The organism is Pedobacter sp. (genome assembly GCF_039594775.1).
Taxonomy (GTDB): domain Bacteria; phylum Bacteroidota; class Bacteroidia; order Sphingobacteriales; family Sphingobacteriaceae; genus Pedobacter.
In genome coordinates, this window is the sequence record NZ_JBCNMT010000001.1 from 968,269 (window position 1) to 994,418 (window position 26,150).

Annotated in this window: 17 protein-coding genes; 6 read left to right on the forward strand and 11 right to left on the reverse strand. The window is 39.7% G+C overall.

The features are described 5' to 3' along the window. Positions 1–86: 86 nt before the first annotated feature. The gene (locus ABDV71_RS04215; protein ID WP_343531173.1) at positions 87–1,274 is read right to left on the reverse strand and encodes a class I SAM-dependent RNA methyltransferase; all 1,188 of its coding nucleotides are present in this window, start codon (positions 1,272–1,274) and stop codon (positions 87–89) included. A 69-nt stretch (positions 1,275–1,343) separates the two neighbouring features. Here ABDV71_RS04215 and ABDV71_RS04220 point away from each other — a divergent pair, with 69 nt between their 5' ends. From ABDV71_RS04220 to ABDV71_RS04230, 3 genes are all read left to right on the forward strand, one after another. Then, the gene (locus ABDV71_RS04220) at positions 1,344–1,715 is read left to right on the forward strand and encodes a DUF3127 domain-containing protein (protein ID WP_343531563.1); all 372 of its coding nucleotides are present in this window, start codon (positions 1,344–1,346) and stop codon (positions 1,713–1,715) included. A 226-nt stretch (positions 1,716–1,941) separates the two neighbouring features. Further along, positions 1,942–3,786, forward strand: a complete 1,845-nt coding sequence (locus ABDV71_RS04225; RefSeq protein WP_343531174.1) for a HAMP domain-containing sensor histidine kinase — start codon at positions 1,942–1,944, stop codon at positions 3,784–3,786. Between the two features lies 1 nt (position 3,787). Beyond that, positions 3,788–4,483 carry a response regulator transcription factor gene (locus ABDV71_RS04230; protein WP_343531175.1) on the forward strand — a complete coding sequence of 232 codons (696 nt, stop codon included), beginning with the start codon at positions 3,788–3,790 and terminating at the stop codon, positions 4,481–4,483. Between the two features lie 37 nt (positions 4,484–4,520). Here the strand turns inward: ABDV71_RS04230 and ABDV71_RS04235 are convergent, their stop codons facing one another. Both ABDV71_RS04235 and ABDV71_RS04240 read right to left on the reverse strand, forming a co-directional pair. Continuing rightward, the gene (locus tag ABDV71_RS04235; RefSeq protein WP_343531176.1) at positions 4,521–5,306 is read right to left on the reverse strand and encodes a GLPGLI family protein; all 786 of its coding nucleotides are present in this window, start codon (positions 5,304–5,306) and stop codon (positions 4,521–4,523) included. 16 nt (positions 5,307–5,322) lie between these two features. Continuing rightward, a complete protein-coding gene (locus ABDV71_RS04240; protein WP_343531177.1) occupies positions 5,323–8,103 on the reverse strand; it encodes an outer membrane beta-barrel family protein in 2,781 nt (926 codons plus the stop codon). 133 nt (positions 8,104–8,236) lie between these two features. Here ABDV71_RS04240 and ABDV71_RS04245 point away from each other — a divergent pair, with 133 nt between their 5' ends. Continuing rightward, positions 8,237–10,063 carry a DUF4153 domain-containing protein gene (locus ABDV71_RS04245; RefSeq protein WP_343531178.1) on the forward strand — a complete coding sequence of 609 codons (1,827 nt, stop codon included), beginning with the start codon at positions 8,237–8,239 and terminating at the stop codon, positions 10,061–10,063. 1 nt (position 10,064) lies between these two features. Beyond that, positions 10,065–12,356: a helix-turn-helix domain-containing protein gene (locus tag ABDV71_RS04250; RefSeq protein ID WP_343531179.1), complete on the forward strand. Its 2,292-nt coding sequence runs from the start codon at positions 10,065–10,067 to the stop codon at positions 12,354–12,356. 402 nt (positions 12,357–12,758) lie between these two features. On the opposite strand, the gene ABDV71_RS04255 is transcribed toward ABDV71_RS04250, so the two are convergent. From ABDV71_RS04255 to dapF, 5 genes are all read right to left on the reverse strand, one after another. After that, on the reverse strand, positions 12,759–14,168 hold the full coding sequence (locus ABDV71_RS04255) for an efflux transporter outer membrane subunit (protein ID WP_343531180.1): 1,410 nt from the start codon (positions 14,166–14,168) through the stop codon (positions 12,759–12,761). A gap of 14 nt (positions 14,169–14,182) precedes the next feature. After that, the gene (locus ABDV71_RS04260; RefSeq protein WP_343531181.1) at positions 14,183–17,356 is read right to left on the reverse strand and encodes an efflux RND transporter permease subunit; all 3,174 of its coding nucleotides are present in this window, start codon (positions 17,354–17,356) and stop codon (positions 14,183–14,185) included. A gap of 83 nt (positions 17,357–17,439) precedes the next feature. After that, positions 17,440–18,615: an efflux RND transporter periplasmic adaptor subunit gene (locus ABDV71_RS04265; RefSeq protein ID WP_343531182.1), complete on the reverse strand. Its 1,176-nt coding sequence runs from the start codon at positions 18,613–18,615 to the stop codon at positions 17,440–17,442. Between the two features lie 27 nt (positions 18,616–18,642). After that, complete coding sequence (locus tag ABDV71_RS04270) at positions 18,643–19,215, reverse strand: TetR/AcrR family transcriptional regulator (RefSeq protein ID WP_343531183.1); 573 nt, start codon at positions 19,213–19,215, stop codon at positions 18,643–18,645. Positions 19,216–19,448: 233 nt separating this feature from the next. Continuing rightward, positions 19,449–20,237, reverse strand: coding sequence for a diaminopimelate epimerase (gene dapF, locus ABDV71_RS04275; protein ID WP_343531184.1), 789 nt, complete (start codon positions 20,235–20,237; stop codon positions 19,449–19,451). Between the two features lie 233 nt (positions 20,238–20,470). On the opposite strand from dapF, the gene ABDV71_RS04280 reads away from it, so the two are divergent. Further along, entirely contained in the window at positions 20,471–22,018 is a 1,548-nt protein-coding gene (locus ABDV71_RS04280; protein ID WP_343531185.1) for a trypsin-like peptidase domain-containing protein, read from the forward strand. A 518-nt stretch (positions 22,019–22,536) separates the two neighbouring features. Here the strand turns inward: ABDV71_RS04280 and ABDV71_RS04285 are convergent. The 3 genes from ABDV71_RS04285 to ABDV71_RS04295 all read right to left on the reverse strand — a co-directional run bounded on the left by ABDV71_RS04285 (position 22,537) and on the right by ABDV71_RS04295 (position 26,130). Further along, positions 22,537–23,280 (reverse strand): DUF4197 domain-containing protein, encoded by a 744-nt coding sequence (locus ABDV71_RS04285; protein WP_343531186.1) that lies wholly within the window; start codon positions 23,278–23,280, stop codon positions 22,537–22,539. 27 nt (positions 23,281–23,307) lie between these two features. Beyond that, positions 23,308–25,215 carry a von Willebrand factor type A domain-containing protein gene (locus ABDV71_RS04290; protein ID WP_343531187.1) on the reverse strand — a complete coding sequence of 636 codons (1,908 nt, stop codon included), beginning with the start codon at positions 25,213–25,215 and terminating at the stop codon, positions 23,308–23,310. A gap of 72 nt (positions 25,216–25,287) precedes the next feature. Further along, positions 25,288–26,130 (reverse strand): DUF4349 domain-containing protein, encoded by an 843-nt coding sequence (locus tag ABDV71_RS04295; protein ID WP_343531188.1) that lies wholly within the window; start codon positions 26,128–26,130, stop codon positions 25,288–25,290. Between the last annotated feature and the right edge of the window lie 20 nt (positions 26,131–26,150).

Here is a 26,150-nt window from a genome sequence, read left to right on the forward strand (position 1 = left end):
CTATACAAATATTTTGCTATTTGCAAGTTTATCGCCTAGTAATCATCTGTTTACAACTTTTTTGTGTGTTGAAAGGAAAGTTGTCCCTATCGATTGGGGCGCTCATTTTCAGGGCGTTTACTGCCATCATAAAGCTCGTATTCCAGCATTCTGCAATCTAGTTTTCCATTATAGAATTCTATCTTTCTATCTGCCTTTAAACCAATTTTTTTCGCCAAATCAGGATTGCCTGTGAAAATATAGCCATAATAGCCTTTGCAATTGGTTTTCATAAAATCGCCCATGCGTTTATAGGTAAGCTCCAGCTTGGTATGTGTGCCCAATCTTTCGCCGTATTCAGGGTTAAAAACTACCACACCTTTTTGGCCTTCTGGTATATTGGTTTCTGCAAAATCTCCAATCTCAAACTGGATAATTTGGTCAACACCAGCGGTTTTAGCATTTTTCTTGCTTACTTCTACGGCATCTTCAGAAAGATCGGAAGCAATGATTTGCAGGTCAATGTTTTTAATCACTTGGTCTTTTAGGATTCGTCTTTCTTGAAAAAACACCTCCTCATCATAGCCCATAACATGCATAAAACCATAATTCATGCGATATAAACCAGGGCGGCGGTTGGTCGCCAACAAAGCAGCTTCTATTGCTAACGTACCTGAACCACACATGGGATTAACAAAAGGTGATTTTCTGTCCCATTTGGTAGCCATAATCACACTAGTTGCTAAAGCTTCCAGCATTGGCGCTTTTCCTGGTATTTTTCGATAGCCATGTTTGCTTAATGTTTCTCCGCTAGTATCGATAAATATGGTGGCATTTTGGTCTTTCCAATACAGATGAACTACTGTTTTATTGGCGTCTGAACCACTATTTGGACGAATGCCCTTTTTTGCTTTAATACGATCTACAATGGCATCCTTAACTTTTAGATTAGCAAAAAGTGGGGTGGTAATAAAAGGATTGTCAACATTTGAAGTCACAGAAAAATAGCCAGAAAAATCAATAAGTTCTTCCCAGGCAATGTCCACTAAAGTTTGGTAAAGCTCTTCAGGATTTTTGGCTTCGAAACTTTTTAAGCTATACAAAATTTGACTTGCACAGCGTAGGTTAAGGTTAAGTTTTATACACTCGGTAAGAGTAATGTTAAGCTCTACGCCAGTAGAAAAGGCTCTTTCAATAGTATAACCTAGTTCTTCTACTTCTGTTTGAAGGTAGGACGATAGTCTTTTATTGCAGGTGATAATTACCTTGCTCTTGGTGTGGAAAACTTGTGTCATATGATTTGCGAAGTTATCAATAAAAATATAGAGATTTGGATGGAAGAAGAGAAATATATTAGTATTGATATGGAAATTAAAGGGAAGGTACACGAAATCGGTGCCATACAGCAAGTGAGCGAGACGTTTAAGAAACGTGATTTAATTGTAGAATACGCAGAAAATCCGACTTATCCGGAATATATCAGATTTGAAGCTTTGCAAGATAAAACAGCTTTATTTGATAGCTTAAAGCCTGGAGATGAAATTGAAGTTTCATTTAATTTACGTGGCCGTCCGTGGACTAACAAAGATGGTGTTACTTCGTATTTTAACAGTTTGGTCGTATGGCGCCTTACCACATTAACAGGTACTGCTCCTACAGCTGCTGATGCGCCGCAATATGCTGCTCCGGTTGATGTTAATACCGCTGCTGGCGAGGATGATGACTTGCCTTTTTAATATCGCTTTTTAAGAAAACAATGATAATTAGAAGCCGCTTGGAAGACCAGGTGGCTTTTTTATTTCCCTATCACTAAAAGTTGTAGCCGTGATTGAGCATTTTGCATCATCCTTTGGACTGTTAGTCGCTGGAAATGAGCTTTTCTGCGAAGTTCATTGTACTGTTAAAAAGTGTTAAGGGTAGCTGTGTTTACTAAAGTGTTCGTTAACTTTGAATTGAACTGGCATGAAAAAGAGGAGCCTTTGGATAATAACCGCGCTAATGACCTTTGCGTTGTTGGGTGTTTTTGTAATGCAGATGTATTACATCAGGGAATCTTATAACCTAAAATCACAGCTTTTCGAGCAGGATGTAAACCAAGCATTAAGCACGGTCGTTAATAAGATACAGAAGAAAAACGTGATTGGGCATATCAATCGAAAAGACGTAGAATTTCAGGAGCAGAAAAATAAAAATATCAGGATGCAAACTGATAGTATTGTTGCTTTTAAAGTACGTTTTAAAGAAAATGAGGTTCTTAGGAAAATCAAACAACGTCAGCAAATTTTTGACTATATAGGCTTACAGGATAGTTTAATTAGGGAAAATTTCACCTCGCCAGTAGTCATAAGCGAAGAAGATTATGCAAACCTTTCAAACCCTAATCCTAGCGACAAGAATACGTTAAGGTTAAATGTAAATGATATTAAAGGGCCTAACGGTATTTTATTGAGCCGTAACATTACGCCATCTTTTTTTAGGAAGCGAGCGGTTATTAACCCTAATAAATTGCCCGACACCATTAGGTATCTGGCTTTTCATCCCGCTACGGGCTTTCCTCAATTTATTGCTTTTCCAAGTATTGACCCTGAGCTGAAAACCAAGTTCAAATTGGAAGATGCCAAGGCCGAATATAAATATAGGGTTGAGCTGGAAAAATTGTATGCCGATACGGTGGCGCTGTTTAATGCAGGAAATGTAAGTTTAGTACAGGATGTAGCAAAGGAGATAGCCAATAAAGATATTCCCTTGGAGCAAAGAATGCCCAGCCAGGAAAATCTGGATACGCTCATTAAGCGAGAGCTGCTGAGCAAGAATATTAACTTGGACTATAACTACTGGGTTACACCTTCTAAAAATACAGATAAGGTGATCTATCGTAATGTATCCCTCCAGCAAGGTGAAGCATTGCCTAAAAATACCTTTAGCAAAATCATTTTTAGTAATGATTTGATGATCAAAGACCCCGGGATGCTGTACGTGAGCTTTCCTAATAAAAACTCGTTGATTTTTAACAACATGTTTGTCACGCTTATTTCTTCAGTGGGTTTATTATTGGTCTTGATTTTCATCTTTGCCTATACCATTTATGCAATTATTAGGCAAAAGAAACTATCGGAGATGAAAACCGATTTCATCAATAACATGACCCACGAGTTTAAAACACCCGTGGCTACCATTATGATCGCCAGCGAAGCTTTAAAAGATCCGGACCTGAATGCGGATAAAGCTAGAATCAATAGATTGGCGGGCATTATTTATGATGAAAACGTACGATTGGGTAACCATATTGAGCGAGTACTAAGCGTTGCGAAATTGGATAAGAAAGAGTTGAAATTAGAGCGCCAGCCGGTAGCCATGAATGAGCTCATCTCTTTGGTGGTAGATAGTATGAGCCTTCAATTGCAGAAAAAAAATGCTGAAGTTACTTTGGCATTGGATGCGGAAAAGGACGTGCTTATTGGTGATGAGCTGCACTTATCTAATGTAATTTATAACCTGATTGACAATGCAAATAAATACAGTCCGTCAGATCCTAAAATTACCATTAAAACTAGAAACCAAACAAATGGCATTGACATAGAAATAAGCGACGAAGGCATCGGAATGACCAAAGAACAAACCAAACGTATCTTTGATCAGTTTTATAGAGTGCATACTGGCAATTTGCACGACGTAAAGGGCTTTGGTTTAGGCTTAAGCTATGTGAATGATATTATTGCTCAAATGAGTGGAAGCATCAAAGTGAACAGTGAGAAAGATAAGGGAACGACGTTTACCATCCATATACCATTTAAATTAAACAATTGATATGAAGAAGATACTTTTGGTTGAAGATGATCCTAATTTAGGGTTGTTACTGCAAGACTACCTACAAATTAAAGGCAATTTTGAAGTGGTGCTTTGCACCGATGGCGAGGAGGGATTTAAGGCTTTCGCTAAGGATGAATTTGACCTTTGTATACTGGACGTGATGATGCCTAAAAAGGATGGTTTTACTTTAGGCAAGGAAATTAGAAAAGCTAATGAGCATGTGCCTATCATTTTTGCTACAGCAAAATCCATGATGGAGGACAAGTCGTTGGCTTATGATTTAGGCGGGGATGACTATATTACCAAACCTTTCAGGATAGAGGAACTCTTGCTTCGTATCAATGCACTTTTGAAAAGAGCATCTTTAAAGCAAAATGCAGTACAAGAAGAAGCTCCTAGCCAGTTTGAGATTGGTAATTATAGGTTCGACTATACTACCCAAATTATTCATTTTGATGGTGGACAACAAAAGTTATCTACTAAAGAGGCCGAATTGTTACGTCTATTGTGCTTAAAGAAAAATGGGGTACTTACAAGGGAAGAGGCCCTGCTTAGTATTTGGCACGATGATAATTACTTTAACGGCCGCAGTATGGATGTGTTTTTGAGCAAGCTGCGTAAATATCTTAAAGAAGATCCTAAAGTAGAAATAATCAATGTACATGGAAAAGGCTACAAGCTAGTGGTAAACTAAGCTTATAGCCTTTTTATATTTTTTAAGTAACGCTACTTTAGAGCATAGCCCATTTAAAGGTTTGGTAGGCCGATTTTCCCCAGCCTTTTAATGCCCCTTTTAAAATATCGTACAATTGTTTGTGGTTAAGTGGTTTTCCTTTGGTAGGTATCTTTAACTTATCAGGGCTAACTGCTTCATCCGTTACCGATGTGGCAAACCAAGTAACGTGGTCGTGCGGAAGAGCCAAGCCTAAAATCATTCCTGGCAAACCGCTAAAAGATTCGGGCCCTCCGCTAACGGCTATTTCCTCGCTGTAAAAAGCTACTACATATACAGAGTCCATGACCAATGCATTTGCTCTGCGGCAATTATAGCCAGCGATATTTCTGAATTCATCGGTAATTTTCCAATTGATTTTCCTAATGCTATCACTCACAAGATAAGTCTCTTCGTAAATTTTCTTTTGTGTTTTGCTAGTGCCAGTATTCAAATCGCTTAAAATGCTGTTAGTTTGTTGAAATTCAATCATATTGGAAAACCAGTTGTTAGATACTGGTGTGTTTTCCTCAACTGGCAAAAATGCAGTAGTTTGATTGTTAAATAACAACTTACTTTTTTGTACTTTAAATTGTGGATTGTTCTTTTGGTAGCTTTCCAATGCTTGAGTGCTGAAGCTATTGTCCTCTCCCCACGATTTAAGCTGTTGCTTAATTAAAGCATAGGCGTTTACACGTTTTTCGTATTCAATAGTGCCCTGTGTAACAAAACGGGCATGTTGTGCGCTGCTGTCCAGTACCAAAAAAGTGAAGGAAGCGGCGAGGATATATTTTAGTATTTTCATTTGTCTGTAGGTTAAATTAGTTTGTTTTTGGAGCGCCACCCATCTTGTTAAAATCCCATATTAATGAGAACATGAAATAACGGCTGATGTTATTGTAACTGGTTTGGGTAATTGAGTTGGTTGATGCCGACCTTGAGAAGCCAATGTTTTGTTTTAAGATGTCGTTTGCACTTAACATTACTTTCAAGCTCTCTTCTTTGAAAAATGCTTTGGTTATGGCTGCATTGATTACGAAACGTTCAAAGCTATTGTCAAATGAAGCTGAACTAGGCTGGTAAGTGTATTCGGCATCAGACCTAATGGTGATTTTTTTAGGGAGTTTGAAACTTAGGTCCATGTAGCCATTATAGCCCCACCCTTTGTTATTGGCCTGTCTTTGTAAAGAAGACTCTTGCACGAAATATCTAGGGCCAAAAGACATATAAAACTGATTTTTGTCTCCGTAGCTGCTTAAGTTTAGTGAAGGGCTAATGCTTTGGTTATCGGTTACGTTTAGGTTGCCATTTACGTAATTATAAGAACGAGATCCATTTCCGCCTAGGTTTAAGCCTGCATTCATATTGCCCAGAAAGGCAAACTTCCTTGAATAGCCCATGTAAGCATTATAGTTATACGGCAATTTATCTTCTAAGTTCACTGTTCTGTAGGTGGTTTTGCCGCCATCATCAGTAGTATTGTTGCTTACAATTTGATTGTTGGTGAAATTGAACCCCCCACTTACGTAGAAATTTCGGCTGGTAAGTACCTTGTATGTGTTATATCTAATATTGAATCGGTTATTGTAAGCAGGTTTTAGTTGGTCGTTACCCTCAACAATGTTCAATGGGTCGTCGTTGGTCCTTACAGGTTGTAATTGATTTACACTAGGTTGTGTATTTGAGCCATTATAGTTAATGCTGAAAGACTTTTGAGCCGAAAACTTGTATTGATAGGATGCTTGAGGTAACCAATTAGTGAAATTCCTTTTTAACCTTTGGTTGCTGTAAACTTCTGTTTGGTCAAAATTGATGAAACTTGTTTTTGTACCAAGGTTAATTACCGTTTTCCCTTTTTTGTAGTTAAAAATAGCTCCTACTTGGTTTAGCAATTGGTCAGCTTGAAAGTTGTTACTGAACTCACTGTTAAATTGGTCGTAAACACCAGGGGTAGAAGCGTCATAAGTTATTCTATCTGCTTTGTTGATGGTGTAAGTTAATCCATAATTAGCAACTAAACTAAGCGATTTACTTAGCGGTTCGGTAAAGGTAACATTGGACGATAAGCGATTTGTTAAAATGCTATTGTCTTTCAGCTGGTCAATTTTTTCGGTGCTGGTTAAATCTTCATTTTCATCGAAGAATCTGTTAGTTGACTTTAAAAAACCATCGCTGTTAGATTTATTGTAAGCTTGACTTAAGTTGATTGAAAAATTACGTCCAGCTTTTTTCAGTTTTTTGGTATAAAAGGCACTTAAATTAAACACTTGCTGTTTGGTGTCATTATTTGTTGTTCTGTCTGCGGTATTTAATAACGAATTGTCGCCTCTTCTACCTGTCGACTTGTCGATAACATCACTTTGTGAGTTCTTCAACGTACCATCTATCGTTACTTTTAAGTTAGAAGTGGTATCCAGTTTGATGTTATAGGTGGCATCAATTTTTTGCCTAAACATATCGTTTTCGGTATTGGCAGTGCTATTGGTATTAAAAATAGCATCAGGAAGGTTACGCTGGTTAATGGTATTTTTATTGATTTTCACATTAAGGGAACCAGCCTTGTAGTTGGTATTGATACTTTCTTTGTCGTTGTTCCACTTATTCTCGTAGTGTACGCCGCCATTGTGGGCAACTGGAATACCTTCGCCCCAGTAACGGCCGCCACCGTCAAGTTCGTCACTGCTCGACATGAAAATCATCCCATCATCGGTCATTTCCATGTTGCTACTGGAACCATACTTGCCTGCGTCATCCCATCCCAACCCAGTTTTGCCTGTATTACTCGAAGTGAAATAGCCCGCTATCTTCTCTTTTTTCTTGAATTTGTTAAACATAGCTTGTATCTGATAAAAATCATCAGTACCATAACCAGCATCAATTTTGCCAAAGTAGCCTTGTTTTTTATCCTCTTTCAGTACAATGTTTAAGGTCTGCTTCTTTTGGCCATCATCAACACCTGTAAAAGCAGCTTGGTCGCTTGATTTCTCAAACAACTGCACCTTATCTACCATGTCGGCTCTTAAGTTTTTGGTCACCAAAGTCGGGTCGTCACCAAAGAATTCTTCGCCATCCACCAATACTTTTTCTACTGCTTTGCCTTGAGCGGTAATTTTGCCCTGGGCATCGACAGTTACCCCTGGGAATTTTTTTAATAAATCCTCTACTCGGTCATTTGGCTGTATCTTATAGGCAGAGGCATTAAATTCAGTGGTATCGCCTTTAATCTTAATGGCGGCGGCTTGTCCTTTAATAATGACTTCGTTCAGCAATTTGGCTTTGGTTTTCATATCGATTGCTTTAAAATCGATTGACCTGTTGGCTGAATCCAAACTGAACTTATTCACAAAATCAGCATATTCAGGATAGGTAATCAAAAGGATAAAGTTCCCATTTTTCATGTTGGGAAAGCTGAAATTACCCTCTGCATTAGCTCTAGTGAACTTATATAGGGTTGAATCTTTGGCATTTAAAACGCTAACAGTTGCATTATGTAATTTGACATTAGAAGAAATATCAGCAACAACGCCTTTAATGGAATTTGTTTGTGAACGAGCTACGGAGAATGTCAGTATCAGCGCTAATAGGAGTAACGTTCTTTTCATCTTAATAGTTTGGTGTGCTACTAAAGTATGAACTAAAAAAATAGTTTACAACTTAAAACGCTATTTTTAACATTTTTTAAGATAGTTGGAGGAGTTAGCTATCTTAGAGTGAACGATTTAAAATTCTTAAGCGATGAAATTACCCTCAGTAAGTGTGCTTTTGCAAAACTTTAAAAGCGTTGTCACCCGTTTCCCATTACAAGTTTTACTTGCCTTGGTGGCTACAGGCCTGTGGTGTCATCTTGCTGGAACCGGGGTCATAATGGAACAGAACCAAGGCCTTATTAAATTATTGCTTTTTTGCAATTTGGGATTAACCTTGCTACTGGCATTGGATACTTATGCAGAGAGCCATGCCCTAAGTTCTACATCCAAATGGTTGCTGAGAGTGTTGGCACTAGCTTTATTAGCAGGGCTATATTTTCTAATAGACCCTTTCAGGTATTTAACAGATATTTTTAGGGTTGCACTTTTTGCTTTTGCCTTTCACTTGTTGGTGGCGTTTGCGCCTTTTATAAAAAGAGGGAATTTAAATGGTTTTTGGCAGTATAATAAAACCTTGTTTTTAAGGGTTCTGATATCGGCTTTTTATGCGGCGGTACTTTTCGCGGGTTTGGCCATTGCATTATTTGCCATTGACGGGCTGTTTAATGTAACGATTAAATCAGATGTCTACCTCAGACTTTTTATCGTACTGAGCGCTGGCTTTATGACTATATTCTTTTTGGCAGGAGTACCTTCAAATTTCCAATCGTTAGAAGAGGAGCAGAGTTACCCCAAAGGCCTGAAGATATTTACCCAATACGTGCTGATTCCTTTAATGACTATTTACCTGGCAATTTTACTGGTGTATGAAGTTAAAATAGCCATCAACTGGGAACTGCCTAAGGGCTTGGTATCTACGCTAATTTTGGGTTATGCAGTGTTCGGTATCCTGTCGCTACTGTTAATTTATCCTATTAGGGAGAAGGATGGGAATGGCTGGATGAAATTGTTTTTTCGCTTTTTTTATCTGATGATGGTTCCGCTGATCGTATTGCTCATTTTGGCGGTAATTAAGCGAGTAGGTAATTACGGAATTACAGAGTCTCGATATATTTTAATCATTTTGGCGGCTTGGCTTACAGGCATTACAGCTTACTTTTTGTTTAGTAAAAAGCAGAATATTAAGGTAATTCCCATTAGTTTGTTTGTGGTAGCAATATTGGCTATTTATGGGCCACAAAGTGCATTTTCGGTTTCAAAAGCTTCCCAAATTTCCCGATTGAGAAATTTAATGGATAGCAAAAGCCAAGAAGAGAAAGAGGAAATACCTAGTGTGGTGCGTTACTTGGTAGACAGACACGGGCTTACGTCGTTGCATAGTTTTACCACTGCAAATCTCAATGAAATTGAAAAGAAGATTTATGCAAAAGCAGAGAAAAATAAGTCCCCTAACTATGAAATAGAAAGTGAAAAAGTAGATACAGCATTTGCGCTTTTAAAAGTGAAGGATATGGACAATTCTGCTTGGGCCAAATACGTGACTTTTACCAACGAAGAAAGTGTTGTTAATGTACGGGGATATGATGGGTTAATGGATTTGAATGACTACTCGCAAGAGCCAAAAACCTTTAATGGTGAGAAATTTGAAATTGAAAAGGGAGAAAGGAAAGATAGAAAAGGACATCCTCAAAAGAAGGTAGAAAAGCTCACTGTGAAAATTGCTGGCAAAGAAGCCGTAGTGTTTAATGTTGACAGCTTGGCAAGGCAATTAGTGCGGCAAAACGAGCAGAAAAGCTTCAAGAAAACTGGGCATGAAACTTTCTCTGTACCATCTACCTTATTGCAAATGAAGCAGGAAACCCGAAAATATAATTTTACTTTTGTGGCAAGAGATCTTAGCGGAAATTACCGAAGGGACGAGAGGACTTTCAATTGGCTAAATTTTGGCGGCTACCTATTGATAAAAAAGAACTGATTTGGAAGAAAACGAACATCTACAACAACCTGCCGAACTTGCCGCTAGATTTATTAACCATACTTCGCGGCATATTTTTCTTACGGGAAAGGCAGGGACTGGAAAAACGACCTTTTTAAGGAACATTATTGCCAAAACACACAAACGAGCGGTGATTGTGGCACCTACGGGTATTGCAGCAATTAACGCGTCAGGCGTGACTATTCATTCGCTTTTTCAATTGCCTTTTGGTGCTTTTGTGCCGCGTATTATTCCTGGTCAGCATTTGCCATCAGGTGTGCCTTACAATACGCCTAAGAGTTTGGTAAGGCATTTAAGCATGAACGCCATCAAACGACGTATTTTGTTAGATATGGAGCTTTTGGTGATTGATGAGGTGAGTATGCTCCGTGCCGATTTGCTGGATGCCATTGATTTTGTGCTACGCTTTATAAGGAAGAATAACCACGCTTTCGGTGGAGTACAAGTGCTTTTTATTGGCGATTTGTACCAACTTCCGCCAGTAGTTAAAAATCAGGAGCAGGAGCTATTGAGCAAATTTTATCAGAGCCCTTTTTTCTTTGATGCCTTGAGCTTAAAACCCAATCCGCCAATCTATATCGAGTTGGAGAAAATCTACCGTCAGTCTGACCAGGTTTTTGTGGATTTGCTGAACAACTTACGAAATAACATTACCACCGAGCAGGATATCGCCTTGCTAAAGCAACATTATCAGGCCAATTTTAAACCCGACCTCAACGATAATTACATTACCCTTACTACGCACAACAGTAAGGCCGATGCCATGAACCGTAGCAGTTTGAATGAGCTGGAAGGTAAATCGTATTTCTACCAAGCTACCATCGACAAAGAGTTTGCGGAAAGTGCTTATCCCATTGAAAAAACTTTAGAGCTAAAAGTGGGGGCGCAAGTAATGTTTGTTAAAAATGACCCAAAGGGAGAGCAGCGATTTTTTAATGGGAAACTTGCTGTAGTAAGCAAGTTGGGCGATGATTTTATTGAAGTGCTGCCCGAAGGGAATAAATATCCGATAATCATTGAGCAGTATGTTTGGAAAAATATTAGATATACCACCAACAAACACACCAATGAAATAGAAGAAGAAGAAATTGGAACCTTTACGCAATATCCTCTAAAACTAGCTTGGGCCATCACCGTACACAAAAGCCAAGGTTTAACTTTTGATAGGGCTATTGTAGATATTGGCGATGCTTTTGCCCCAGGACAAATTTATGTGGCGCTCTCACGATTACGAACTTTGGACGGATTGATACTGACCTCCAATCTCAACAGCCGAGGGCTAAAGGCAGATCAAAATGTGGCCTATTATTCTCGTACCAAGGACCAACAGGAAAGCCTGCAAAGCCAAATTACCAAAGAGGCCGAACTGTTTTTGAAGCAATTATTGATGCAGGCTTTTGATTTTACCCTGTTGGATAACTTTATTTACGAGCATGTATTCAGTTACAGTAAAGATGAAAAACGTTCCGTTAAACAAACGCATTTATCTTGGGCCGTAAAGTTGCAGCAGGAACTAATGGCTGCAAAAGTGCATGCCGATAAATTTTTGAAGCAGATTGACAAATGGATACAGCTGGGGCAGTCGGCGGATCTAACCCATATGATAGAGCGTACTGCCGCTGCTGGAAATTATTTTAGCCCCATTTTAGTGGCGCAAAGTGCGGCAGTTTTTGAACATATAGAAGCCGTAAAGCAGCAAAAGCAAACCAAGGAATATTTGTATGAACTGATAGATGTAGAAGCCATGTTTTATGAGCAGTTCAAGAAAATTGTGCGGGCAAATGCTATGCTAAATGCCAAAGCCAACAATCAAGATATTGGTAAGGACGAGTTAAACGAGTTATACGGTTTGGCAAAACGGGAAGAGCAAATGCGCAAAGCATATAGTTTGCCTAATAAAGAAGAACTGGAAAGGGCGGGAGATGAGCAAAAACCTCGTAGCAAGAAAAAAGTAGCTAAGGAAAAACAGCCAAAGATAGATACCAAGGAAGTGACTTTGGCTTTGTTCAAAGAAGGTAAAACCCCAACTGAAATTGCCTTGGAACGAAAAATGACCCGAGGAACTATCGAAGGACATTTGGCACATTATATTGTGCAACAAGAAATCAGTGCTGATAAAGTCATTCCAAAACAGAAACTGGAGGTACTGTTAAAAGCCATCAGAGATTTAAAAAGTGTGAAGCTTAACGAAATCCGTGACCATGTAGGTAAAGCTTATGATTTTGGTGAAATCAAAATCGCTATTGCCGCTTTTTTGGCTGAAGGAGAGTAGTCTTAACCGTCATTTCAAGGCATAGCCAACCCCGATTTTTAATTGCAACATGTCATTTCGACGATAGGAGAAATCTAAAAACTATGTTGTTACATCTAAGAACCTCAGTTCGATTATTAAATTTGTCAAAACAAGTCCTTAAAACTGATGCTGAAATAAATTCAGCATGACGAATCGCCCATCTGACGTCACCCTAAATTTATTTCAGGTCAATAGAACAAAGTTGGCATTATTTCATTAAAAATCAACTGAATAATAATAGAACTCAGGTTAGCAAATCCAAAGATTTCTCTGTTCCGCTACGCTTCAATCGAAATGACATGGAGTTTAGAAAGACGTATAGAATCAAAAAAGCTCCGAGCAAAACTCGGAGCTTTAAATTATAATAGGGAGTATTTGCGCTTACTCTTTCCAACCACCACCAAGGGCGCGGTACAAATTTACAATAGATTGCAACTTTTGTAACCTATCGTTAACACCGCTCAATTGAGCGGCTAGCAAACTTTGCTCTGAAGTTAAAACGTCAGTATAGTTGGTTGCAGAACTATATTTTAATAACTCTTTGGTATAATCAACTGCTTTTTCTAATGAGGCAATTTGTTTTGCCCTAGAAGTTTCTTTTTCTACTGCCGCTTGATAAGCATAAAGGGCATTGGAAACTTCCGAACCAGCATTCAATATTGTTTTTTGGAAAGTAAAGAAAGATTCCTGTTGTGCTGCTTTGGCAGAAGTTAATCTTGCTTTGTTTTGACCTCTGTTAAAAATGGGTTGTGTTAAACCTGCCGCAAAATTGTAAAAGATAGAATTGGTGAAAAGGTTCTCTATGGTTAACGATGAAATACCGCCATTAGCTGTTAAAGTTAACTGCGGATAGAAATAAGTCTTTGCTAAATTGGTGTTTTCAAAAGCTACTTTAAAAGCAAACTCCGCTTGTTCCACATCAGGCCTGTTTTTAAGCAATAAAGATGGAATGCCAACTTTTAAGTCTTTGTAGTCTTGTTGTGCCTCCAAAGTACCTCTGTTTACCGCACCCGGACCTTTACCTAAAAGAACGTTAAGCGCATTCTCTGTCTCCCTAATACTTCTTTTCAAATCAGGGATAGTTACCTCGGCAGCATATCTGTTGGCCTCACTTTGTACTACTGCAGCACCAGTAACAATACCTGCTTCTTTTAAAGATTTGATAGCATCCACATTCTTGATACGGCTTTCCAGTGTTTGCTCCGTTATTTTCAATTGTAAATCAAGGGCTAGTAAAGTATAGTAGCTATTGGCAATGGAACTTACCAATTGGGTTTGTACCGCACGTTTTGCCGCATCTGTTTGTAAAAACGAAGCCACTGCCGAGCGTTTTGCGCTTCCTAATTTTCCCCATACATCAATTTCCCAAGAAGCACTTAATTGCGCTCTATATAGCTGTGTTTCGGTATTGATGTTAATTCCTGGGGGAAAGTTCAATGCCGCTCTGGATTGCTTGTTGTCGGCAGCCGAAAGATCTGCACTTAAACTAGGTAAAAATGCTGCTTTGCTCAATCTTAAATTTGCTTCTGCACTTTTCATGCGCTCAATAGCACTTTTAAGGTCAAGATTATTTTCAATGCCTTCTTTGATCAATGCCTGCAACTTAGGGTCGGTAAACAAAGTAGAGGTGGGCAGATCTGCAATGCTGGTGGTATCGGTGCTGTTTGCATCTCTGTATAGCCCTTCCGTTTTCAATTCGGCAGGTCGCTCATATTTTTGTGTAACACAGGCCCCTAAACTTAAAAGTAGGGAACCTGTGATAAATATCGATATTTTCTGATTTCGTGTCATGTTAATAAGCTGAATTATGCCTCAGGGTCTTTTAATTGTTCAAAATTCAGGTGAGTTTGTTGTTCCAACACGCTAGGGTCAAAAGGAGATTTACTGCTCACTTTCTCTTGTAGGGTTTGGAAAACAATGAATAGTACTGGGATAACGAAAACCCCAAATATGGTTCCGAATAACATACCCCCTACAGCACCCGTACCAATGGAGTTATTACCTGCGGCACCTACGCCGAAAGATAACATCAAAGGTAAAATACCCAAGATAAAGGCAAATGAGGTCATCAGGATTGGCCTTAACCTCGCTGTTGCTCCTTCAAGTGCTGCTTGTAAGATCGTCATTCCCTTTCTTCTTCGTTCTACGGCAAATTCCACAATCAAAATCGCGTTTTTGGCCAAAAGTCCAATCAACATGATGAGGGTAATTTGGGTGTAGATATTGTTGTCGATACCAAAAATCTTATCGAAAATAAATACCCCAGCCAAACCAACTGGAAGTGATAAAATTACCGCCAATGGTAATACATAACTTTCGTACTGTGCACAAAGCAGGAAGTAAACGAAAATCAAACACAATAAGAAAATGAACACGGTTTGATTTCCGCTAGATTGCTCTTCTCTTGATAAACCAGAGAACTCATATCCATATCCCTGTGGCAATATCTTGGCAGCTTCTTCTTGTACTGCTTTCAAGGCGTCGCCCGAACTAAAGCCTGGCTTGGGGTTACCGGTAACAGCAATAGAGGTATAAAGGTTAAACCTTGAAATGGCTTGTGGTCCATACACCCTTTCGGTAGAAATGAAACCCGTAATTGGGGCCATGCCACTTGGAGTGCGTACATATACTTTGTTCAAGCTTTCCAAGTTAGCACGATATTGTGGGTCAGCTTGGTAAACCACCCTGTACTGCTTGCCGAACTTATTAAAGTTAGAAGCGTAAACCCCGCCAAAATAACCTTGCATAACACTCATTACATCATTTACGTTTAAGCCAGCTTGTTTAATCTTGGCCACATTGGCGGTAATCAGATATTGAGGGAAGTTAGGGTTAAACGAGGTTGCCGCATACTGTATTTCTGGACGCTGATTAAGCGCCGCCAAAAACTGATTGGCAATTTGCGAGAAATTGTTGATGGTACCACCAGTTTTGTCCTGCAATTGGAATTCGAAACCACCACCAGTACCAAAACCTTGGATGGTTGGAGGAGCAAAGAAGATAATTTTAGCCTCTTTCATGTTCGCTGTTTTGGCAAACAATTCTCCAATAATGGTTTTAACATCACGCTTACGTTCGTCCCAAGGTTTTAAACGGCTAATAACCATCCCGTATGAACTTCCCGTACCGCTAATCATGGCTCTACCTACTACTTTAAGCGTAAGTCTCACCTCTGGAACAGTTCTTACAATACTGTCAATTTTACTTACTACTTCATCGGTACGTTCTTGAGAAGTTCCAGGAGGTAGGGAAATATCAGACATGATCGCACCTAAATCTTCGTTAGGTACAAAGCCTTTTGGAGTCGTATTAAAAGCCCAAACAAATGCCGCTACGAAAGCAAATAAACCTAAGCCTGCAAGCCATTTTTTCTTCGATAAGAAATAAACCGAGCCTTTGTACTTACGGGTCATGGTATCAAACGAAGTATTGAAAGCGGCATAAAAACGTTTCATGAAGCCTTTTTTCTCTTCGTGGTCGTCTTTGTGCGGTTTAAGTAGCAAAGCACATAATGCTGGACTTAAAGTTAAGGCATTAATGGCCGAAAGAATAATGGAAATGGCTAGTGTTAAACCAAACTGTTTAAAGAAAACACCCGATGAACCACTGATAAAACTTACGGGAACAAACACCGCAGCCATTACCAAGGTAATAGAGATGATGGCACCAGTAATCTCGTCCATGGCATCAAGGGTAGCTTTCCTGGCCGATTTATAGCCCTTGTCCAACTTGGCGTGCACGGCCTCTACTACCACAATGGCATCATCCACCACAATACCAATGGCGAGCACGAGTGCGAAGAGCGTAAGCAAGTTAATGGTAAAGCCAAATAAACTTAGGAAGAAGAAAGTACCTACAATAGCTACTGGTACTGAAATGGCCGGGATTAAAGTAGATTTAAAATCCTGGAGGAAAATAAATACTACGATAAACACAAGGATAAAGGCTTCCACTAAAGTGTGTAATACTTTTTCGATAGAGGCATCAAGGAAATCGTTAACATTAGTTAAAACTTCATAGTTAATCCCCTTAGGGAAATCACCTTTAGCGGTTTCCAATGCTTTTAGTGCACCATCAATTACTTCTTTTGCATTTGATCCTGCAGTTTGGTTCACGGCAAAGCCTAGAGCTGCTTTTCCGTTCAGTTTTACTGATGAGGCATAACTTTGGGCGCCTAGCTCGATACGGGCAATATCTTTCAGTTTTAAAACTTGTCCATTCTCAGCCGTTCTAATAATGATATCACCAAATTGGATTTCATCTTTTAGCCTTCCAGTATATTTTAAAGTATATTGGAAAGATTGTTTAGCCTGCTCACCTAATTGTCCTGGGGCCGCTTCAATGTTTTGATCGGCCAAGGCTGCACTGATATCACTAGGAACTAGGCCATAGGCCGCCATCACATCAGGCTTTAGCCACAAGCGCATGGTATAAATAGATTGACCAAAGGCGTTCACGTCGCCCACACCAGTTACCCTTTTGATCTGAGGGATGATGTTGATTTCAGCATAGTTCTGCAAGAACTTTTGGTCGTAAGAAGGATCGTCACTGTACAAGCCAAAAATCAATACGTTACTGGATTGTCTTTTGGCAGTAATTACCCCAGCTCTTGTTACCTCGGCAGGTAATAAACTGGTGGCACGGGCCACACGGTTTTGTACGTTTACTGCCGCCAAATCTGGATTAGTACCCAACTTAAAGTTAACGGTAATGGTTGCCGAGCCATCGTTACCGGCAGAAGAAGTCATATAGGTCATGTCTTCCACACCGTTAATTTGCTCTTCCAACGGCACTACCACACTACTCATTACTACGTCGGCGTTGGCACCTTGGTAGGAGGCAGAAACCTGTACCGTTGGTGGTGCAATTTCTGGATATTGCGAAATAGGCAGCGTTATAATACCTAAAACCCCTAAAATTAAAATAATGATAGAGACTACGGTAGAAAGTACGGGCCTTTCGATAAATTTCTTAAACATAAGATTTTGTTGGAATGTTTGAAGATTGTAAAGCTGAAGCGTTGTTCATCTTGCAGTATTTCAGCTTTACAACAAAAAATAACTTATTTATTTTTAGCATCAGCAAATACAGAGTCAGCTGGCTTAGGTGCAGGTTTTACTTTGTCTCCATCTTTTAGAGAAGCAAAACCTTCCAAAACAAACTTATCACCAGCTTTTAGGCCTTTGGTTACCACATAAAAATTGCCTTTGGTCAATTCCATAATTTCGATATTGGTGCTTTTTACACCGCCAGTGTCATTAACCAAATACACAAACTTTTTGCCTTGAATGTCTGTAGTTGATTTTTGGGGAACCAATAATGCGTTTTGCAAATGCTGAGGAATACGAATAGAAGCACTAGAACCCGAACGTAGCAGGCCATTTGGGTTAGGGAAAGTTGCTCTTAGGCTAGATGAACCAGTTTGCGTATTGATTTGTCCGCTGATGGTTTCAATTTTGCCCTGCTCTGGATAAATAGAGCCATCTGCCAATACCAAGGTAACACTTGGGATTTGCTTGATTTTATCTTCCAACGTGCGGCCTTTAGTATCTCTTGAAATTTGTAGCAATTGTTTTTCGTTCAATGAAAAGTATGCGTAAACTTTACTGATGCTCGAAACCGTAGTTAAAGCCTGTTGGCTAGTACTGCTTACCAAAGCACCAACTTTGTATGGAATGGTTCCAATCACACCATTAGCAGGACTGCTCACCACGGTATACCCTAAATTAACCTTTGCATTTACCAATGCCGCTTTAGCTTGTGCCAATGCCGCTTTTCTAGATGTTAAGGTTAAGGCTGCGTTTTCTAAATCAAACTTGCTGATGATATCTTTCTCTACCAATGGCTTGGTTTTGTTGTACTGTAGCTGTGCGGCGTTTACGTCAGCTTCGGCACTTCTAATGGCCGCTTCGGCAGTTCTAACTGCTTGCTCGTACTGTGGCGCATTAATTTTAAACAATGGCTGGCCCAATTTTACAGTGGCACCTTCATCTACGTATATCTTTTCGATGAAGCCATCAATTTTTGGTCTAATATCTACGTTTTGTTGTCCTTCCAAGGTAGCTGGGTAGTCGCTCTCCAAAGTGGTATTAAGCTCGTTAATTTCCACCACTGGATAGGCTTGCGGGCCGCTAGGTTTGCCTGCAGCAGCTTTAGGGTCTTTGCCACCTGAACTGCATGATGCTATAAATAGGCCTGTAATGCCCATTAGCGAGAATAAAAGTGAGGATTGTTTCATTATATATATGTTGAGAATTGAAGGTTTTTAATTAAAAATTTTTTCTAAAATCAATTGCTTTCTTTCGGCAATCAGGGCTTTGTATTTTTCTTTGGAGATGTCTAGCAGCTTTTGGTACAGTGGCGTCATAATTACGGGGAAGGACATTAACGCAAACAAATCAAACACAAAATGTATCGGATCTCCTTTTTTAAGGGTGCCTTTTTCCATCTCTTCTCCAATTTCTTTGAGGAAATGGGCTAGGGCCGCACTTTTCTTCTTTTCCTTAAGGGCAAAGTTCTTACTGCATATTTCGGTAATGAGGAACGACTCCCGGTAAGGGTATTTCAGTAGTTCCTTCATGTAAACATCTATAAAAATACTTAATTTTTCCTTGAAAGGAATTTTATCGTACAGGACTTTGTCCAACTGCGATTTTAAACTTTCTACTGCTTCACGGTATACCGTTTGAAAAAGCAAATCCCTTGAACGGAAATAATAATTAATGAGCGAACGGTTAACACCAGCTGCATCGGCTATTTCTTGCGTAGTAGCATGCAGGTATCCTTTGTTGAAGAATAAGTCCTTTGCGGTTTGTTTAATGAGTTCTTCTTTATTCAAAGCGGGCGATTAACTTTTGTGTTTAACAATTTTGTTAACAAAAGTAGATTCGGAATGTCTTTTAAAAGTCAGGGAAATCTCATTTAATCATTTGATTAAATTTTGTTACAAATAGAGTAGGACTTATGAACTATGTTACATCGAAGCTCTAGCTCTTTGAACCTATAATGAGGAAAAACAGCCCGTTGGGATCTAATTGGTAAATAAATAAGCAGTATTAACTTTATAGGAAGCTAAAGCTGATCGATTTCACCTTCAAAAACCCTTTCTGCTGGGCCGCATAAAAATACATCGGTAAACCTATGGCCATCATAATTAAAGTTGATTTGCAGATTACCACCTAATACTTTAATAGGGGTTTCAATTTTACCTATCTGATTTTGCTTTTTGGCCATGGCCATAGCTACCGCAGTAACACCTGTTCCGCAGGCGTAGGTTTCATCTTCTACGCCACGTTCAAACGTGCGTACAAACAAATGATCGGGTTTTTGTTCTATAAAATTAACATTAATGCCCTCGTGTTTGTAGGTTTCGTTGTTGCGAATATTATAGCCTTCGGTATAAACATCCATTTGAGCTAAGCTGCTTACCTCTTTTACATAATGAGGAGAGCCGGTATTCAGTACAAAAGCTTCCCCATCTAGTTGAACATTATCTACATCGATCATTTGTAGTTCAACCCAGTTGCCTTCGGCTGAAATTTTGGCATAATGAGGGCCATCAACTGCCAAAAAATTAGTTTCACTGTCAATAACGCCCAAATGCTTGGCGAAAGCCACAATACATCTGCCGCCATTGCCACACATGCTGCCCACGTTGCCATCGGCATTATGGTAAACCATTTCAAAATCATAGTTAGGGTGGCTTAAAAGAAACATCAGGCCGTCGGCTCCAATACCAAACCTACGATCGCAAAGTTTGGCCACAAGCCCAGTATCAATGTTTTTTAAGGGACTTTCTCTGTGGTCAATCAAAACAAAATCGTTTCCGGCACCTTGGTATTTATAGAACTTAATTTTCATGATGAAATGCAGTAAATTTGTAACAATCGTTAAGCAAAAAACGTCAACATACTGTTGTAATGGCTTTTAACATTTTTTAACATGCCTTTAGACGTGATTATGATACAAATATCGTTCATATGGTATTAAATTTGAAATGTATTTCAGTATAATACACAACATACAATAACCATGAAGTCGTTGGGGATTTATCCAGAACGATTTCATACCTAAAAAGTAAAATAATTATGCAAATGAAAAAAATAGGATTGATTGTTTTGGCCGCTTCTTTTTTAGGCGGTGCAGCAGCAATTGGCGCCTATAAATTATTAGAGCGCCCAAGTGATCATTCAACATTGGCCGACAAGCAAAATACCATGTTCGCAAGCAATGTGGTAAGAGCATCTTCGGCCGGGGCTCCTGATTTTGTGCAGGCTGCGGCGACGGTATCGCCAGCGGTAGTGCACATTAAGACGACCTACGAAAATAAATCTAGCAGAAGCGGTGGAGGAATGGAAGATATGTTTGAACAGTTCTTTGGTTTTGGTGGTGGCATGCAACGTGGGCCACGTCAGCCACAGGCAGCTTCGGGTTCTGGAGTAATTTTAACGCCAGACGGATATATCGTAACCAATAACCACGTGGTAGACAAGGCCGACAAAATTGAGGTGATTTTAGCCAACAGACGTAAAGTAACTGCAAAAGTAATTGGTAAAGATGCCAACACTGATTTGGCATTAATTAAAGTAGATGCTAACGATTTGCCTTATGTGAAAATGGGTAATTCAGACAATGTACAGGTAGGCGAGTGGGTTTTGGCCGTAGGTTTCCCTCTTGATTTACAAACTACCGTTACTGCTGGTATTGTAAGTGCTAAGGCCCGTAACATCGGTATCTTAAACCGCGAAAGCGGTATGATGACTGAAGAAGAGTATGACGAATACAGAAGAACGGGGCAAAAACCAACACGTACCAATAACTCTATCGAATCTTTTATTCAAACAGATGCGGCCATTAACCCTGGTAACAGTGGCGGCGCCTTGGTAAATGCCAATGGGGAACTAGTAGGTATCAACGCTGCTATCGCTTCACAAACAGGTAGAAACGAAGGTTACGGTTTCGCTATTCCAGTGAACTTGGCTAAGAAAATTTTGGAAGACTTCAAGAAATTTGGTTCGGTAAAACGCGGCTATATTGGCGTTAACTTTGTAGCCCTAGATGCTGATGTTGCCGAAGAACTTAAAGTAAAAGAAAATACTGGTTTATATGTAAGCGATGTAATGCCTAATGGTGCTGCTGCAGCTGCGGGTATTAAAAAGGGTGATATCATTAAAAAAGTGGAAGGCTTAGCTATCTATGATTCCCCAGATCTACAAGAGCGCATTGGTCGTATGAGTCCTGGCGACAAGGTAGCTTTAACAGTTCTAAAAGAAGATGGTTCTACTAAAAACGTTAACGTAATCCTAAAAGGCGAAAGCTCAGTAGCCTTAACCGCTAAAACTGAAAATAAAACTACTGGCGCTAGCATCAGCAAATTGGGTGCAAGCTTTGCCCCAGCATCAGATGCGTTGAAAGCTAAATATGGTGTGAAAAACGGTGTGGTAGTAACTAACGTGGTTCCTGGTCAGTTGTTCGACTACTGGGGTGTTAAAAAAGGCCTAGTGATTACCAAAGTAAATGGTATAGCAGTGGGTAGTACCGCAGATATTGAGAAAGCGTTACCAACTTCTAGAGATGGTAGAACTACCATTTCAGGAGTAAGTGAAGAGGGAGCCGTTACCTTCTCGTTCAACGGAAACTAATCACAACACATAGATGATTTTGTTAGAGGATACTCGTAATGGGTATCCTCTTTTTGTTGTCATTTTCTTTTATTTGTTGTCGCCCTAAGTTTCCCGAATAATCGGGACAAGTTATCGAAGTCTCTTTCTAGTGCCATAAATCCTCCGACAGGCTCAGGATGGCACAAGCTGCTACGTGTTTCTTTTCACATGGGGGAGGGATTTACCTTTGCGTTCTTTGCGAATTCTTAAAAAAATCTTTGCGTTAAAAAAATAACCGCAAAGGGGAAAAAGAGTCACACGAAGAACGCAAAGATGGGTTGACTTTTTTAATAACTAATATACAGCCCGTAAAAACAAAAAGAAGCATCCAAATATTGGATGCTTCTTATCATAGTTAACCTATTTATGCTGTGCCTGCCCTACGCGGATAGCCCACTCACAGGACTTTTTTATCTACTTTGTTTTCGTATAACAAGCTAGCAAAAAATTGGTTTTGTTCTGTCAAGATTTTATTAACAAATCAACAAATGTGTGTATTACTTTTTGGTGTCGGCATAGCCAAATACCTTTTGTAGCAAGCTAGTAGAACGGGCGCCTACATTATCCCTGATTTTTAGTTCTTCCTGTGCTACCTGAACAAACATACCTTCAATGGCCTTCTCGGTTACGTAGCTAGTCAAATTGGTGTTTACCGGTTTTACCAAAGGGATTTTGTTGTAGGCAGCAGCAGCATCGCCCCAATATTTGGTTGCGCCAACCTTGCCTAAGCTATTGGCAATTACTGGCGAAAACTTTTCGGTTAGCTGGGCCGTGGTTACCCTTTTGAAATATTGGGTAGCGGCATCCTTGCTATTGCCAAGCAAAATGTTGGTGGCATCGGCAATGGTCATTTGCTTAATGGCATTTACAAAAATAGGTTTGGCTTCCTTTGCGGCATCTTCCGCGGCACGGTTCAAACTTAAAATTACATTGTCGGCCAGAGAGTTTAAACCCAAACTGCGTAAACCTTTTTCTACTTTTTGTGCTTCCGTAGGAAACAGGATCTTAATGGCCATATTGCCAAAAAAGCCATCCTTGGCCGACAGTTTATCTGCCCCGGCAGAGGTACCTATTTCTAGGGCCTGTTTTAAGGCGTTTCCTATTTCTAAACTTGTAGGCGTGCCAGTAGCACCAGTAGCTACTTTATTTAAAATGTTGCCTAATTTACCTTGGCTTTGTGCATCGCAGCTGTTTAAAGATAACGCTGATGCGGCAAGTAGGAATAATCCGATTTTTCTCATTTAAATGCTAATTAACTAAGGTAGCGATTATTTATCGCTACCTACTCTGGCAAAATTACGTAAATCTTTTGCCATTAATTGTGCACTCTTCGCTAATTTGATGTATTCTGCTCGGTAGCCTTCTTTATCTACACCTTTTGCTCCTTGTGCTAAGGCAATGGTTTGTTCAAAACTGCTTTCCTGTACAAATTCTGATTGGCGTAGCAGCATGCCCAGCATGGCCACCGAGGCCGAAAACCTAAAGTTGTCGCTCGTTTTGCTCAGCTTGTCTTGGTACTTGTCAAGTATTGCCTGTTGCAATAATTTACTTTTATTCCCGTCAGGTTCTTTATAGCGAAGTTTAACCGTGAGCATCTCATTAGCGTAATTAGAGGATGAGGAGTTTTTCTGATATTTGAGGTCATCGGTTTTTTTAATGAACTTACTTTCTACACCAACAGGAATAATTTCATAAAGAGCAGTAACGGTATGGCCGGCACCCATTTCACCGGCGTCTTTTTGGTCGTCGTTAAAATCTTCGTTGTTCAACAAGCGGTTTTCATAGCCGATTAAACGGTAGGCCTGTACTTTTTTGGGATTAAATTCAATCTGTAGTTTTACATCTTTAGCTACGGTGAAAAGCGTTCCGCCAAACTCATTGATCAATACCTTTCTGGCTTCGTTAATATTATCAATGTAGGCATAGTTGCCATTGCCCTTGTTGGCAAGCACTTCCATTTTGCTATCCTTATAGTTGCCCATACCAAAACCCAATACGGTTAAGAATACGCCACTTTTGCGCTTTTCTTCAATAAGGGTTTGCATGTCTGCATCGCTGCTGGCACCTACATTAAAATCTCCATCGGTGGCCAAAATAATTCTGTTGTTGCCACCTTTAATAAAATTATCGGCAGCTACTTTGTAGGCCAGTTTAATGCCAGCCCCGCCAGCGGTAGAACCGCCGGCGCTCAATTTGTTTAGGGCATCTTTAATGGCTTGTTTGTTTTCGCCAGAGGTAGATGGCAATACCAAGCCTGAATTGCCTGCATAAACCACAATGGCCACTTTATCCTGTTCGCGTAAGTTATCCGTAAGTAGACGTAGGGAGCTAACTAGTAATGGTAATTTGTTGGAGTCTTCCATAGAGCCTGATACATCAATTAAGAAGACCAAGTTCGAGGCGGGTAGGTGTTGGTTGGGAATGGTTTTGGCCTGAAGGCCGATGTGGACCAATCGATGTTGTGGGTTCCAAGGGGCAGCGCCAATTTCGGTAACAATGTTCACTGGATCTTCACCTTTGGGTTGTTCATAGTCATAATCAAAATAATTGATCATTTCTTCAATTCTAACCGCATCTTTTGAAGGTAAATTGCCCGTGTTAATGAACCTGCGTATGTTGCTATAGGAAGCGGCATCAACATCTATGGAGAAGGTGGAAAGCGGGTTATCACCAGCTTTTTTAAAAGCATTTTCGGTAATATGTGCATAGTTTTCGGTGTTTTGAGGGCGAGGATAATAGCCTGCTCCATCATTTTGAACTCTCATTCTTGGTGCGCTGCTTTGTGATCCTGGTGCACCCATAAATCTAGAAGATGAAGCCGTAATTGATTTTTTGGCATGTACACCATAACCCACCACGGCAATTTCTCGTAGGGCATTAATGTCCTCTTCTAATTTAATGTCGATAACATTCTGTTTACCCAGTTTAATGTTCTGGGTTTTAAAGCCGATCGAGCTGATGAGCAAATGCGTATCGGTATTCGGCACATTTAAACTGTATTTGCCTTTGGCATTGGTAAGCACACTGGTTTTGCTGGGCAAGCTTTTGACCACTACATCGGGTAAAGCTGTCCCACCAGCGGCACTAACCACGGTACCAGTAATTTGTCTGGTAGGAGCGGCTTGATATCCCAAAAAGAATAGCGAGATAACAATGGAAGTAAGTAAGGTTTTCATTTTAAAATTACTTATGGTGAATAATTGGACTTGGGTTAGCAATAACTAGTAGGCCTTTCTAGCTTGCTGGGTTTATTTGTTTTTACGGGTTTTGATGATTCGGCGGGTAATAAAAAAAGCGACGGTTGCAGTAATGAGATAAGGCCAGATTCCTATAGCCCAAAGCACAAGATCAACGATTGATGCCCAGCCATTTTTAAAAGATGTTTTGGTTCTTCCTAAGAAACTATCCTGATATTTGCCTGTCGACTCTTTTTCTTTAAAAAGATGGATGTTCAGCGTACTCAATGCAACTTGGTCACTTAAATACTTTAACCGACCTTCCTTGCTTTCGATTTCTTCTTGAAGGTTTCTGATGTTTTCCTCTACTGTCAGGATATCCTTAACGGTTTGTGCTCTTGAGAGTAATTCTTTGTATCGTTTTAGGTAATCGCGTTTATTGGCCAAACGAGTTTCAATGTCCACAAATTCTTCAGTCACATCCCTAGCCTGTATATTTTTGCTCTGTATTTCATCGTTGCCGTTTTCTAGTGTTGAAATTAACTTTTCAAAATTGGCAGATGGTACGCGAATTTTAAGGTTGTATGAAATGGCCTCATCATTATTTTGTAAGTCTTCGGTTTCATAATAGGCCTGTAGTTTTTTTAATAAGTCGTCAATTCCCTTTTTGCTGGTGTTGATGTTGTCGGTTTTAACGGTAATGCTTCCATCTTTAATAATTTTCTTTTGTTTAGTAAAGTTGTTGCTTGAGGCTTCAGGTATACTCGTTACTACAAGCTCTTTGTCCTGTGCAACTGCTGGAGCCATCATGGCTATCGCCTCGGTTGTCGCAGGTTCATTAGCTTCTTCTTGTTTGGAAGTGCATGAACATAAAATTGCCAGTAGGCAGTTTAGTATTAAAAAATTGGCTCTCATATCAATTAATTTTTGATGGA